14 protein-coding genes and 3 pseudogenes are annotated in these 12,490 nt (G+C 70.9%); 14 read left to right on the top strand and 3 right to left on the bottom strand.

Going from position 1 to position 12,490, the window contains the following annotated elements; genetic code table 11:
* The coding region (locus tag AC2W7C_RS06185) for a hypothetical protein (protein WP_486000656.1) at positions 1–296 on the bottom strand (296 nt) is incomplete at its 3' end.
* Between the two features lie 58 nt (positions 297–354).
* Positions 355–2,187 carry an ABC-F family ATP-binding cassette domain-containing protein gene (locus AC2W7C_RS06180; RefSeq protein WP_486000655.1) on the bottom strand — a complete coding sequence of 611 codons (1,833 nt, stop codon included), beginning with the start codon at positions 2,185–2,187 and terminating at the stop codon, positions 355–357.
* A 106-nt stretch (positions 2,188–2,293) separates the two neighbouring features.
* On the opposite strand from AC2W7C_RS06180, the gene AC2W7C_RS06175 reads away from it, so the two are divergent.
* The 8 genes and pseudogenes from AC2W7C_RS06175 to AC2W7C_RS06140 all read left to right on the top strand — a co-directional run bounded on the left by AC2W7C_RS06175 (position 2,294) and on the right by AC2W7C_RS06140 (position 8,640).
* Positions 2,294–2,962: a DUF4062 domain-containing protein gene (locus AC2W7C_RS06175; RefSeq protein WP_486000654.1), complete on the top strand. Its 669-nt coding sequence runs from the start codon at positions 2,294–2,296 to the stop codon at positions 2,960–2,962.
* Positions 2,959–4,350: an ATP-binding protein gene (locus tag AC2W7C_RS06170; protein ID WP_486000653.1), complete on the top strand. Its 1,392-nt coding sequence runs from the start codon at positions 2,959–2,961 to the stop codon at positions 4,348–4,350. Before AC2W7C_RS06175 ends, AC2W7C_RS06170 begins: the two co-directional genes overlap by 4 nt.
* Positions 4,351–4,505: 155 nt before the next feature.
* Complete coding sequence (locus AC2W7C_RS06165; protein ID WP_486000652.1) at positions 4,506–4,961, top strand: YcgN family cysteine cluster protein; 456 nt, start codon at positions 4,506–4,508, stop codon at positions 4,959–4,961.
* Between the two features lie 190 nt (positions 4,962–5,151).
* The gene (locus tag AC2W7C_RS06160) at positions 5,152–5,400 is read left to right on the top strand and encodes a hypothetical protein (protein WP_486000651.1); all 249 of its coding nucleotides are present in this window, start codon (positions 5,152–5,154) and stop codon (positions 5,398–5,400) included.
* A 134-nt stretch (positions 5,401–5,534) separates the two neighbouring features.
* Positions 5,535–6,608 carry a phage terminase large subunit family protein gene (locus AC2W7C_RS06155; RefSeq protein ID WP_486000650.1) on the top strand — a complete coding sequence of 358 codons (1,074 nt, stop codon included), beginning with the start codon at positions 5,535–5,537 and terminating at the stop codon, positions 6,606–6,608.
* A gap of 142 nt (positions 6,609–6,750) precedes the next feature.
* Positions 6,751–7,912, top strand: a pseudogene (locus tag AC2W7C_RS06150) (phage portal protein).
* Positions 7,913–7,931: 19 nt separating this feature from the next.
* Positions 7,932–8,156 (top strand): hypothetical protein, encoded by a 225-nt coding sequence (locus AC2W7C_RS06145; RefSeq protein ID WP_486000649.1) that lies wholly within the window; start codon positions 7,932–7,934, stop codon positions 8,154–8,156.
* A 94-nt stretch (positions 8,157–8,250) separates the two neighbouring features.
* Positions 8,251–8,640 carry an HK97 family phage prohead protease gene (locus AC2W7C_RS06140; RefSeq protein ID WP_486000658.1) on the top strand — a complete coding sequence of 130 codons (390 nt, stop codon included), beginning with the start codon at positions 8,251–8,253 and terminating at the stop codon, positions 8,638–8,640.
* Here AC2W7C_RS06140 and AC2W7C_RS06135 read toward each other — a convergent pair.
* Positions 8,612–9,430, bottom strand: coding sequence for a hypothetical protein (locus AC2W7C_RS06135; protein ID WP_486000648.1), 819 nt, complete (start codon positions 9,428–9,430; stop codon positions 8,612–8,614). The genes AC2W7C_RS06140 and AC2W7C_RS06135 overlap by 29 nt on opposite strands.
* Positions 9,431–9,526: 96 nt before the next feature.
* On the opposite strand from AC2W7C_RS06135, the pseudogene AC2W7C_RS06130 reads away from it, so the two are divergent.
* From AC2W7C_RS06130 to AC2W7C_RS06105, 6 genes and pseudogenes are all read left to right on the top strand, one after another.
* Positions 9,527–10,766 (top strand): annotated as a pseudogene (locus tag AC2W7C_RS06130) (phage major capsid protein).
* Between the two features lie 115 nt (positions 10,767–10,881).
* Entirely contained in the window at positions 10,882–11,148 is a 267-nt protein-coding gene (locus tag AC2W7C_RS06125; RefSeq protein WP_486000647.1) for a head-tail connector protein, read from the top strand.
* Positions 11,145–11,438: a phage head-tail adapter protein gene (locus AC2W7C_RS06120; RefSeq protein WP_486000646.1), complete on the top strand. Its 294-nt coding sequence runs from the start codon at positions 11,145–11,147 to the stop codon at positions 11,436–11,438. Before AC2W7C_RS06125 ends, AC2W7C_RS06120 begins: the two co-directional genes overlap by 4 nt.
* Positions 11,435–11,835, top strand: a pseudogene (locus tag AC2W7C_RS06115) (DUF3168 domain-containing protein). The gene AC2W7C_RS06120 and the pseudogene AC2W7C_RS06115 overlap by 4 nt, the downstream one beginning before the upstream one ends.
* Positions 11,836–11,901: 66 nt before the next feature.
* Positions 11,902–12,312: a phage major tail protein, TP901-1 family gene (locus tag AC2W7C_RS06110; RefSeq protein WP_486000645.1), complete on the top strand. Its 411-nt coding sequence runs from the start codon at positions 11,902–11,904 to the stop codon at positions 12,310–12,312.
* A partial coding sequence (locus AC2W7C_RS06105) for a GTA-gp10 family protein (protein WP_486000657.1) occupies positions 12,312–12,490 on the top strand: 179 nt, incomplete at its 3' end. The genes AC2W7C_RS06110 and AC2W7C_RS06105, both read left to right, overlap by 1 nt.

The raw sequence follows: 12,490 nt of genomic DNA, 5'->3' as shown, positions 1-12,490 counted from the left end.
CGATCACGACCACGCAGGCGCCCGGGCCCCGGTCCAGGTGCACCGTTCGAGAGGGGTCGGACTGGCGTAGCCAGCCGACGGTCCGCGCGCCGGTTGAGTTCCTCGCCCAGGATCGCCTGGTCCTCGGCCGTGAGGCCGTCGGACTTCATGTAGATCGGACAGACCCGTTCGAGGCCGGCGACGAAGGCCTGGGCGGGGGTGCGCCCGGCGATGTCCGGGTCGCCCTGAGGAGTGGCGACCTGGGGCGTGGCGACCGGGGGCGTGGCGAGAAGGGCGAGCGCCGAGAGGATGAGCATGGCGGGAGCGTGGGTTGCAGGCGACGGCCGGTCAAGCTGTCGAAGCCTGACGGCGGCCTCAGCCCGCCAACGCCGCCTTCTTCTCTTCCAGCTCCAGCCACTCGAGTTCGGCGCTTTCCAGCTGTTCGCGGGCCTGGGCGGCGGCGGTCATGGCGCGGTCGAAGGCCTTGGGGTCGCGGCTGTAAAGGTCCGGGTCGGCGAGGGCGGCGTCGTGCCGGGCGATCTGGGCCGGGAGGGTTTCGAGCAGGCCTTCGAGCTCTTTCAGACGGTGAGCGTCCTTGAAGGTGAGCTTGGCGGGTTTCTTGGGAGGGGCGGACGCTGAGGCGGACGACTGCGAGCGTGGCCCAGGCGCCCCTCCACCGCGCTTCGCGCGGTCCGCCTCCCCCGCAGGGGGAGGAACCAGGAAATCCGGGTTCTGGCGGACGAAGTCGGTCCAGCCGCCGGGGGTCTCGACGATGTCGCCGCGGCCGTTCATGGCGATGGTCGAGGTGGCCAGGCGGTCGACGAAGTCGCGGTCGTGGCTAACCAGGATCAGGGTGCCGTCGTACTGCTCGAGCAACTCCTCGAGCTTGTCGAGGGTGTCCATGTCCAGGTCGTTGGTCGGTTCGTCCAGGACCAGCATGTTGGCCGGCTTGGCCAGGGCCCGGGCCAGGAGCAGGCGGTTGCGCTCGCCGCCGGACAGGGTGGAGATCGGCTGCTTGAGCTGGGCGTCCTGGAACAGGAAGTCCTTGGCGTAGGCGGCGACATGCTTGGACTGGCCGCGGACCAGGATGGAGTCGCCGCCGCCCGGGGTCAGGGCGTCCCAGAGCGTCATGTCGGACTTCAGGCCCTCGCGAGACTGGTCCAGATAGACGGGGTCCAGGTTGGCGCCGAGGCGGACGGTCCCGGCGTCCGGGTTCAGTTCGCCCAGCAGGATCTTGACCAGGGTGGTCTTGCCGGCGCCGTTGGGGCCGACGATGGCCAGGCGGTCGCCGCGGATGACGCGGGTGGTGAAGGGCTTCAGAACCGTGCGGTCGCCGAAGGCCTTGGACACGCCCTTCAACTCGGCGACCAGCTTGCCCGAGGCCACGCCCGAATCGACGCCGAGGTTCAGCTCGCGGGGCAGATCCTTGACCCGCTCGGCGCGGTCGGCCCGCATGGCCTGGAGCGCCCGGGCGCGGCCCTCGTTGCGGGTGCGCTGGGCGGTGATGGAGCGGTAGAAGGTGTAGGTCTCGGCCTCGATCTTCTTGGTCAGGCGGCGCAGGGACTCGGCCTCCTCCTCCATAACCTTGGCGGACCAATCGTCGAAGGCCTGGAAGCCCTTGTCGAGGGTGCGGACGCGGCGGCCTTCGAGCCAGTGCACGGCCTGGGTGGTGCGGTTCAGGAACGCGCGGTCGTGGCTGACGACCAGGACGGAGAAGCGGGCCGCCAGCAGCTCCTCTTCCAGCCGTTCGATGGCCAGGATGTCGAGGTGGTTGGTGGGCTCGTCGAGCAGGAGCAGGTCCGGCTCCTCGGCGAAGGCTTTTGCGAGAGCGGCGCGGCGGGTTTCGCCGCCGGACAGGTTCACCGCCGGCTTGTGCGGGTCCAGGCCGAAGGTCGTCAGCCAAGCCTCGGCGGTCCAGCGCTCGGCCTCGCCGGACGCGGCGTAGTCCAGCAGGGTGTCACCGACGATCAGCGGCTCCTGGGGCACGTAGGCGAAGCGGACGCCGGCCTGGACGGAACGGTCGCCGGCATCGGGCTCGATCAGGCCCATGACCAGCTTCATCAGGGTGGACTTGCCCGCGCCGTTGCGGCCGACCAGGGCGGCGCGGGTGCGCGGTTCGATGGCGAGGTCGACGCCGTCGAACAGGGGGCGGGGACCGTCCTGCAGACGGACGTCCTTGAGGGCGACGAGAGGGGGACGGGCGGCCATGGGACGGGGGCTATAGACCGGCGCGGGCGCACTTGCCACCGGCGGGATGCTCGTCATGGGACGCCCGGGTTGCTAGGCTGGCGCGGGACGCGGCCGGAGGGACGGGATGGCGGAGGCCGGAGCAAAAGGGCGGAGCGCGCCGAACAAGCGCCTGACGGTCATGGTGTCCTCCACCGTCTATCATCAGGAGGAGCTGATCACCCGGGTGTGCGGCCTGCTGGAGACCTTCGGCTACGAGGTCTGGAACTCGCACGAGGGGACGGTGCAGGTCTTTTCCGACCGGTCGGCGTTCGACAACTGCCTGCGCGCGGTGGAGAACTGCGACATCTTCCTGGGACTGATCTTTCCCTGGTACGGTTCGGGGAAGTCGCCTGGGGAGTTGTCGATAACGCACCGGGAGTTCGTCAAGGCGATCGACCTGAAGAAGCCGCGCTGGTTCATGGTCCACGACCATGTCGTTTATGCCCGCAACCTGCTGCGGGCGATGGGCCACACGACGGTCGATAAGCGGGCCAAGATCGGCAAGCTGGAGGGGCCCGGAACCTTCGACCTGCGCGTGATCGACATGTACGAGACGGCGATCCGCCAGGAGATACCGAACCCGGACCGCCGAGTCGGGAACTGGGTGCAGACGGTGGCGCGCGATCAGGACGTCATGCGCTACGCCACGGCCCAGTTCCTGCGCTACCATGAGGTCGAGGCCTTCGTGACCGAACAACTGGGCGATCACGACCAGGTGGCGACGCGCATCGCGGCCGACGAGCCGCGCCCATGACCGACATGCTGTCCACCACCATCGCGCGCGGGGAAGGCGCGAGACTGGCCTTCATCCCCGATGCGACCGCCGTCGCCGAGATCGCAGACACGATCTGCGCCTTCCTGAACGGGCAGGGCGGGATGGTGCTGGTCGGGCTGACGACGACCGGAGAGGCGGCCGGCCTTGGCGAGGACGTAGAAGGGGTCCGGCGCGGGCTGGAAACCGAGCTGCAGACGGCGATCCAGCCCAAGGCGCTATTCACCCTGAGCGTCGACCGGCTGGCCGGCAACGCCGTGATCACGATCGAGGTCCCTCAGGGGAGCGACAAACCCTATGTGTCGGCGCGGCGGATCATGGTCCGGCGGGGCGCGCGCACCGTGGCCGCGGAGCCCGAGGACATCCAGCGGATGATGCGCGCCGAGCCCGCGGCGCCGACCCGCTGGGAGCGACGAACCGCGCTGGGCGTGACCTGGAGCGATCTGGTCGCCGGCGAGGTACGCGACGTGGTGGAAGCCACGCAGCTGAACCGTCGCTACGCCTTCGAGACGCAGGACGACGAGATCGCCGCGCTTCGCGAACTGGGCATGCAGGCCTCGGGCGGGTTCACCCAGGCGGCGGACGTGATGTTCGGCAGGGCGCCGGCGACGCGGCATCCCCAGTGCCGCGTCCGGTTCGTCCGTTACGAGACCAACAAGGCGGGGGACCGCTTCGCCGACGACGTGACGTTCGACGGCCCGCTGGTGCGGATGTTCTACGAGCTGATGGGACGGCTGATGTCCCAGGTTAGGCTTCAGTCCGTCTTCGTTCCGGGACTGGCGGAGCGGGAGGATCTATCCAACTACTCGCTGGAGGCGCTGCGCGAGGGCGTCGTGAACGCGCTGACGCACAGGGACTATTCGGCCTTTCACGGCGGGGTGACGGTCTCGGTGTTCCCCAAGCGGATCGAAATCTGGAACAGCGGTCGACTGCCCGCAGGCCTGACGACGCAGGATCTGAGGAAGGAGCATCCGTCGATCCCGACCAACCCCGACATCGCGCACGTGATGTACCTGCGCGGCCTGATGGAACGGGTCGGCCGGGGCACGCAGAAGATCGTCCAGGCGTCGAAATTGCTGGGCGCGCGAGCGCCGCAGTGGGAGGACAAGCCGTCGGGCGTGACGCTGACGCTTTATGCGGCGCCGGACGGGGAGGTCGAGGTGCGCCTGAACGCGCGGCAGCTGCGGCTGATCGAGCAACTGAGACCAGGAGACTTCGTGACCCCGAGGGAGTATAGCGAGGCGTACGCTGCGGACGTCGTGGAACGGCAGGCGCGCCGCGATCTGGAGGAGCTGGAGACCGCAGGCCTGTTGCGCCGAGAAGGGGCCGCCCGGGCGACGCGGTACCAGCGGACCGACCGGCCGATCTGAGAATCCGGACATTATCCGGACATCGAAAAGGCTGTCGCCGATCGTTCGAGCGGATCGGCGGAGCGAAGAATTACAAAGGCTTGAGGCGACCGTGCCGATGTCGATAGCGCCTATCCGGACATTATCCGGACATCCGCGGAGCCCATAGGACGCCCATGCCGCCCTTCTGGGAAACCAAGACGCTGGACCAGATGACCCGCCAGGAGTGGGAGAGCCTGTGCGACGGGTGCGGGCTGTGCTGCCTGGTCCGGTTCGAGGACGAGGACACCGGCGAGGTGATCCCCACGCGGGTGCACTGCAAGCTGTTCGATCCCGTGCGCTGCACCTGCTCGGACTACGCCAACCGCAAGCAGCACGTGCCGGACTGCATCAAGCTGACGCCGTGGAACATCGAGGCGCTGGAGTGGATGCCCAAGTCGTGCGCGTACCGGCGGCTGCACGAGGGACGGCCGCTGGCGAGTTGGCACCCCCTGGTGTCGGGCGATCCGGAGAGCGTGCACGAGGCCGGGGTGTCGGTGCGGGGGCAGACGATCTCTGAGACGACGCTGAAGGAGCCGGAGGACGCCCTGGACTTCGAGGCCCCGGAATGGCGCGAGGAGCGCGGACGCTGAATAGTCGGACATTCGCGGACTCCCACGCGGGAATCCGGAATTAAGCGCAGCGCCGACAAAGGCTTGTGAAAAAGAATCCGCGAATGCCCGTGTGAGGACGCTGGCGCCGCATACTCTTGCCATGACCCGAAATAGCGATTGGAAGAGACCGGCCGCCGGGCCGGCGACGGACCGCGCGCTGGCGGCGGAGGTGCGCGAGATCCTGGCGATGACCGAGGGCCAGGACGCGACGGACCTGGGACGCCGGGCGCGCGCGGCGACCGAAATGCTGCGGGCGGCGCGGGCGAGGCGGGAGCTGGACGGGCTCGACGATGCGCAGGACGAGCCGCGGGACGCGGCCGGGGAGCAGAGACTACGCGATGACCTCTTGCGTCGACTGGATGCTCTCGCAGCCGAGATCGCTGCGCGAGAAGGTGATGCAAGCCCTGGCGGGGAATGACCTGGATCTGATGGACGGCGACTGGCCTGGCTGGTCGCACCAGGCGCAGCGGCCGCCCGAGGGCGAGTGGGCGACGTGGCTGTTTTCTCGGCGGACGGGGGCGCGGGCAAAGACGCGGGGCGGGCGCCGAGTGGTTGACCTCGCTGGCGGTTTCCCGGGGCGCGCGGGCTTGGGCGCTGATCGGGCCGACGCTGCACGACGTGCGCGAGGTCATGATCGAGGGGCCGTCGGGTTTGCGGACCATCGCGCCGCGGTATCGGCGGCCGTCGTACGAGCCGGCGCGGCGACGGCTGGCGTGGCCGAACGGCGCGGAGGCGTTCGCCTTCTCGGCTGTCGAGCCGGAGCGGTTGCGCGGGCCGCAATTCCATGCGGCGTGGGGCGACGAATTCTGCGCCTGGAAGCGGCCGGGCGAGGTGTTGCCGATGCTGCGCATGGGGCTGCGCCTGGGCGACAATCCAAGGCTGGCGATCACCACGACGCCGCGACCGATCGCGGCGCTGAGGACGCTGGCGGAAGAGGCGACGACGATATCGACCCATGCGCCGACGGGGGTCAATGCGCGCAATCTGGCGGGCGGCTTTCTGCGGGGGCTCAGCGAGTTGTATGGCGGGACGCGGCTGGCGGCGCAGGAGTTGGACGGGCTGATCCTCGATGAGGGCGAGGCGCTGTGGACACGGGCCATGCTGGACCGCTGTCGCGGCCGGGCGCCCGAGCGGTTCGAGCTTGTGGTGGTCGGGCTGGATCCGCCGGCGACGTCGGGCGGGGACGCCTGCGGGATCGTCGTGGTGGGGCGGGCCGGCGGAACGGCCTATGTGCTGGCCGATGAAAGCGTGACGGGCATGGGACCGGCGCGCTGGGCGGCCCGGGTCGCCGAGGTGGTGGCGCGCCACGACGCCGACCGGGTGGTGGCCGAGGTCAACCAGGGCGGCGAGATGGTCGCCGAGCTGCTGAAGTTGGCGAAGTGCGGCGCGGTGGTGAAGCCGGTGTTCGCAAGGACGTCCAAGCGAGCGAGAGCCGAGCCGGTGGCCATGCTGTACGACCAGAACCGAGTGGTTCACACGCGGTCGTTCGGACCGCTGGAGGAGGAGTTGGAGGGGCTGGGCCTGGGACTGGGGCGGCGCAGTCCGGACCGGGCCGACGCCCTGGTGTGGGCGGTCAGCCATCTGCTGCTGAACGCGGCGTCTTCGCCGAGCGTGCGAGTGCTTTAGCGTTCTCCCTCCCCGTCCCGGGGAGGGCGGCTGAGCCGCCAGGCGAAGCCAGGTGGGGAGGGTCGCCGATCCACCGAGCCGCCCCCACCCGGTCGCTGCGCGACCACCCTCCCCCCGCGGGGGAGGGAGAAGGAAGATCATCATGCGGAAATGGCGGTGGCCCTTCGAGGGTCGGCGGGGCGTGAGCGCGCCCGAGAGCAAGGACAGCCGGGCCGGGCCGCTGATCGCCTTCCAGGGCGGCGGCCGCGCGCGGTGGACGCCGCGCGACTACGCAGCCTGGCGACAGAGGGATTCGGCAAGAACCCGGTGGCCTACCGCTGCGTGCGGATGATCGCGGAAGCCGCGGCGGCGACCCCGCTGATCGTGTTCGCCGACGGCGTGCGGGCGGACGACCACGCCCTGGCCCGGCTGCTGGCCCGGCCCAATCCCGAGCAGTCGGGGGCCGAGTGGCTGGAGGGGCTGTACGGTTCGCTGCAGACGGCGGGCAACGCCTACGCCGAGGCCGTCGGGGACGAGGGGCCGGACGAGCTGTGGGCGCTGAGGCCCGATCGGATGAAGGTGATCCCCGGCCGCAGCGGCTGGCCCGAGGCCTATGAGTATTCGGTGGATGGACGGTCGGTGCGGCTGGGACGGGCGGCGGACGGCTGGTCGCCGGTCCTGCACCTGAAGCTGTTCCACCCGACGGACGACCACTACGGCTTTTCGCCGCTGGAGGCGGCGGCGTTCGCGATCGACGTGCACAACGCCTCGGGCGCCTGGAACAAGGCGCTGCTGGACAACTCGGCCCGCCCGTCGGGCGCGCTGGTGTTCGCCGGGCGGGACGGGGAGCGGCTGACCAACGAACAGTTCGAGGCGCTGAGGGCCCAGATCGACGAGGCGCACGCCGGGGCGGTCAACGCCGGGCGGCCGCTGGTGCTGGAGGGCGGGCTGGACTGGAAGCCGATGAGCTGGACGCCCGCCGACATGGACTTCATCGCCGGCAAGCATGCGGCGGCGCGCGAGATCGCCCTGGCGTTCGGCGTGCCGCCGCAGCTGCTGGGGATTCCCGGGGACGCCACCTACGCCAACTACCGCGAGGCCAATGCGGCCTTCTGGCGGGGGACGGTGGCGCCGCTGGTCCGCAAGACGGCCGCGGCGCTGACCGGGTGGCTGGGCGCGCGGTTCCCGGGCGTGAGGATCGAGGCGGACCTGGAGGCCGGCGCCGGCGCCTGCAGCCCGAGCGCGAGGCGCTGTGGGCGCGGCTGAACGCGGCCAGCTTCCTGACCGACGGGGAACGCCGCCGGATGGCCGGCGTCGGAGACTGAGACAGTAGGAGAGTAGACGATGCAGGCGGTGCGGAAGATTCCGGTGGCGCTGATCGCGGCCCTGGCCGTGCAGACGATCGGCGGGCTGATCTGGGCGGGCGGGGCGGCGGCGCGGATCGCGACGCTGGAGGACCGGGTCGCCGAGCAGAGGCTGGTGGCCGAGCGACTGGCCCGGCTGGAGGCCCAGGGCGAGGCGACGCGCGCGGCCGTGGAGCGGATCGAGCGGCGGATGGAGGAGCTGTGATGGCGGGAGACGCGGGCCCGGCCTCCGCCGTCCTTCGCGGACGGTCCCCCTCGCCCGGCGGGGGAGGAATGGTGGCGATCGAGGCTATGCCTCGCTGTGGGGCGTCGCCGACCTCAACCGGGACGTGGTGGCGAAGGGGGCGTTCGCGGCCAGCCTGGCCCGGACGGGCGCCGGCGGGGTTCGGATGCTGCACCAGCACGAGGGGCGGGCGGTGGCGGGGGTCTGGGACCGGATGGTCGAGGACGAGCGCGGACTGTTCGTCCGGGGACGGATCATGGATTGGTCGGCGGACGCGCGCTTCGCCCAGGCGCTGTCCCGCGCCGGGGCGCTGGACGGTCTGTCGATCGGGTTTCGGGCGTCGCGGGCGCGGCGCGAGGGGCCGACGCGGGTGCTGGTGGAGGTGGATCTCTGGGAGGTGTCCCTGGTGACCTTCCCGATGCTGCCGGGCGCGCGGTTCAGGACGATTTCGCCTGAGACTTCCTAAGCTCGTCGGCCCCGCGCTTGAGGGTGGAGAGGCCGGTGTCGGTCTGGAGGAAGCGGCCGATGATCATGCCGGCGACGAAGACGAAGACCGGCGACATCTTGAAGACCAGGATCAGGACGGCACCCAGGGCGAACAGGCCGGTCCAGAGGAAGACGCGCAGGCTGGTCTTCTCGTCGTTCGACATCGGAAGGGCGCCGGCGGGTTCGGGGCCGAGGACCTGTCTGGCGACCCGGTCCAGCGCCTGATCGACGCGAGGGTCGGCCAGCGGGCCCGAGACCCTGATCGCGGGTTCCGGCGGTTCGGCCTTGCGGGGCGAGGACGGTCGGGGAGCGGGCGCAGGGGGTTCGATCGGCTGCCGGTAGCGGGGCGGCTCGGGGGAGGCGGGCGGCGGCGATCCGGCGGGCTCGAAAGCCACCGAGCGGCCGTGGGCGTCGACGGTGAAGACCTGGCGGAACGGGACCGTGGCGAAATCCAGGGCGCGGGTGTCCTGGCCGTAGCTGTCGCCGAGCAGGCCGAGAAGGAGGCCGTGGCGGACGCGGGCCTTGAAGGCGATCGGATCGGGCAGGTTTCCGACCATGGCGTGGACCGTGCCGAGATCCCCGGTCGGACCGGTGACGGGAGCCGGACGAGTCCGGTCCACGATCATTTCGGTGAACAGGCCGAAGCCGGAGTTGCGGCGCTGGCTGACCTGGCCGGAGGCTACCTGGGCGGCGAGGTCGGGGACCTGGTCGCGCAGGTCATGGGCCAGGGCTTCCAGGACGGCGCTTTCCAGGCGGGTGTAGCGGCTCATGGGCGACGCCCGGTGCTGCTCAGAGAATTTCCGGGACGTGGCGCTCACGCCCGGACCCTAACCGCGATCGGCGGTTCTTCAAGCACCGGAGATGCAATGAAAGAGACCAAACAGGCCCCGGCCACGCCGGAGGCGCGCGCCGCCATGCACGAGATGATGGCCGCCTTCGAAGCGTTCAAAGGCGCCAACGACGCGCGGCTGGACGAGATCGAGAGGAAGGCGACGGCGGACGCGCTGCTGGAGGAAAAGGTGGCGCGGATCGACCAGGCGGTGGCCAGCGCCCAGGCGCGGCTGGACCGGGTGACGTCGGAAGGTCGGAGGCCGGAACTGGGGTCACGCCCCTCCGCCGGCCTCGCCGCCGCCTCCCCCGGCGGGGGCGGAATGGAGGAGAAGAGCGCGTTCGACGGCTATCTGCGCGCCGGCGCCGTCCTGGAGCTGAAGGCGGGGCTTTCGACGGCGCCGACCTCGGGCGGCTATGTCGTGCCGGAGCAGACCGAGCGGGCGATCGAGCGCCAGCTGATGGCGGGCTCGCCGATGCGCGAGATCGCGACGGTGCGGACGGTGGCGGCCGGAGTCTTCCGGAAGCCGGTGTCGATCGCCGGCGTCGGATCGGGCTGGGTCGCCGAGACCGCGGCGCGGCCGCAGACGGACCCGGCGACGCTGGCCCTGCTGGAGTTCCCGTCGGCGGATCTCTACGCCTGTCCGGCGGCGACCCAGACCCTGCTGGACGACGCCCTGGTGGACCTGGACGAATGGCTGGCCGCCGAGGTCGAGGACGCCTTCGCCGCCCAGGAGACGGAGGCCTTCGTCAACGGCGACGGGACCAACAAGCGCGCGCTTCCTGGATTACGACATCGTGGCCGAGGCGGGCCAGAGCTGGGGCGAGATCGGCTATGTCGCCTCGGGGGCGGCCGGGGCTTTCGCGACGACCGGCCCGACGGACCGGCTGATCGACCTGGTCTATGCGCCCAAGGCCCAGTATCGGCCCAACGCCCGGTTCGTGATGAACCGGCGCACGGTCTCGGCAGTGCGAAAGTTCAAGGACGCGGACGGCAACTACATCTGGCAGCCGGCGCAACGGGCGGGCGAGACGGCCAGCCTGCTGGGCTATCCGCTGACCGAGATCGAGACGATGCCGGACGTCGCGGCCGACGCGGCGGCGATCGCCTTCGGCGACTTCCGCCGCGGCTATCTGATCGTCGACCGGGCGGGCGTGCGGGTGCTGCGGGACCCGTACTCGGCCAAACCCTATGTGCTGTTCTACACCACCCGGCGCGTCGGCGGCGGGGTGCAGGACTTCGACGCGATCAAGGTGATGAAGTTCGCGGCGAGCTGACGCTCGCGAGTGGCTAGTGGTTAGTGGTTGGTGAGGATGGTTCGCCACGATCGGCCAGCCACCGATCGCCAACCACCGACCATTCGATTTTCCCTTTCGACAATCGAGGTGGTTCATGACCGCACCCGTCACCCTGGCGGAAGCGAAGCTGTTCCTGCGCGTCGAGCACGACGCCGAGGACACTCTGATCCAGACGCTGATCGAGGCCGCCCAGGTCAGGGTGGAGGGGGATGTGGGCGCGAGCCTGAGCTCCGCCTCGCCGGCGCCGCTGAAGCTGGCGGTGCTGCTGTTGGTCCTGCGCGCCTATGAGCGGGGGGAGAGCGAGATGGCGATCCAGCCGGTCGAGGCGTGGATCGCGCCCTACCGGGCGGTCCGGCTGTGAAGACGCTGGCCGAACTGTTCGAGGTCGTGGAGGCGGAGACGCCCTACGGCGGGCGCAGCCTCACCTTCGAGCCGCAGGGCTACGCCTGGCTGAAGGTGGGCGCGCGGCGGCGGCGGGAGAAGACCGAGGCGGGCGTCGGGCGGACGATCGAGACCGTGACGGCGGAGACGCGGTCCGACGTCCGGCTGACGGTCGGGCGGATGCTGCGCTTCGGCGGGGCCGATTGGCGGATCGCCGGAGGCGAGACGGTCGGCGGGCGGGCGATCCTGAACCTGGAGCGGATGCGATGAGCCACGAACAGGCCCTGCAGAAGGCGCTGATCGCGCATCTGCGGACGGACGCCGCGCTGGAGGCGCTGCTGGATGGCCGGGTGTGGGACGCCGCGCCGGACGAGCCGGCGTGCCCGCACCTGCTGATCGGCCGAAGCGAGAGCCGGCCGCTGAGGGCGGACGGGGGCGGGGGGCGGAACACCTGCTGACGCTGACGGCCGTGTCGCGGTTCCGGGGGACCGAGGAGGTCAAGGCGGTGCTGGCGGCGGTGCGGCTGAGCCTGGCCGACGCACGGCTGGAGGCGGACGGGGTGCGGACGTGCGGGGCGGAGGTCCGGTTCGCCGACGTCTGGCCGGCGCCCGGCGGCCAGAGAACCTTCGCGGTGCTGCGCGTCCGCGCCGTCACCGAAGACATCTGACGCGGCAATCGTCGGAGCGGCGGCGCCTCGGCCCGCAGGCTTCATCGACCAGGAAAGAGGGGTCAAATGACGGTCCAGAGAGGCAAGGACATCCTGCTGAAGATCGAGAGCGCGCCGGGCGTGTTCACGACGGTGGCCGGGCTGAGGGCGCGGACGATCGCGTTGAACGCCCGCACGGTGGATGCGACCGACGGGGACAGCGCGGGGCGGTGGCGCGAGCTGCTGGCCGGGGCCGGGGTGAAGTCGGCGGCGGTGAGCGGCCAAGGGCTGTTCCGCGACGCGGCGTCCGACGCGCTGATCCGCGAGGCTTTCTTCGAACAGTCCGCGCGGACGTGGCGGCTGATCGTGCCGGACTTCGGCCGGCTGGACGGACCGTTCCTGGTGGCGGCGCTGGAATACGCCGGGGAGCACGAGGGCGAGGCGACGTTCGCGATCAGCCTGGCCAGCGCCGGCGAAGTGACCTTCGAGGCGCTGTGATGAACGGCGCGCGGGGCGAGGTCGGCGCGGTGCTGGGCGGGGCGGAGCGGCGGCTGTGCCTGACGCTGGGCGCCTTGGCGGAGATCGAGACGGCGCTGGGTGTGGAGGGTCTGGACGCCCTGGCCGAGCGGGATGCGGGCGCTGTCCGCGCGGGATCTGGAGCCGCGGTGCTGGCGGC

It is taken from the genome of Brevundimonas sp. CURTG3B2_SDJG (assembly GCF_057364705.1).
This window is presented reverse-complemented; position numbering and strand designations above follow the sequence as displayed.

Excerpts from the sequence above, each read along its gene's own strand:
- AC2W7C_RS06175 (WP_486000654.1), top strand. The coding sequence starts at position 2,294 with ATGGCGGAGGCCGGAGCAAAAGGGCGGAGCGCGCCGAACAAGCGCCTG.
- AC2W7C_RS06145 (WP_486000649.1), top strand. The coding sequence starts at position 7,932 with ATGCAGGCGGTGCGGAAGATTCCGGTGGCGCTGATCGCGGCCCTGGCC.
- AC2W7C_RS06110 (WP_486000645.1), top strand. The coding sequence starts at position 11,902 with ATGACGGTCCAGAGAGGCAAGGACATCCTGCTGAAGATCGAGAGCGCG.
- AC2W7C_RS06135 (WP_486000648.1), bottom strand. The coding sequence starts at position 9,430 with ATGAGCCGCTACACCCGCCTGGAAAGCGCCGTCCTGGAAGCCCTGGCC.
- AC2W7C_RS06125 (WP_486000647.1), top strand. The coding sequence starts at position 10,882 with ATGACCGCACCCGTCACCCTGGCGGAAGCGAAGCTGTTCCTGCGCGTC.
- AC2W7C_RS06165 (WP_486000652.1), top strand. The coding sequence starts at position 4,506 with ATGCCGCCCTTCTGGGAAACCAAGACGCTGGACCAGATGACCCGCCAG.
- AC2W7C_RS06180 (WP_486000655.1), bottom strand. The coding sequence starts at position 2,187 with ATGGCCGCCCGTCCCCCTCTCGTCGCCCTCAAGGACGTCCGTCTGCAG.
- AC2W7C_RS06170 (WP_486000653.1), top strand. The coding sequence starts at position 2,959 with ATGACCGACATGCTGTCCACCACCATCGCGCGCGGGGAAGGCGCGAGA.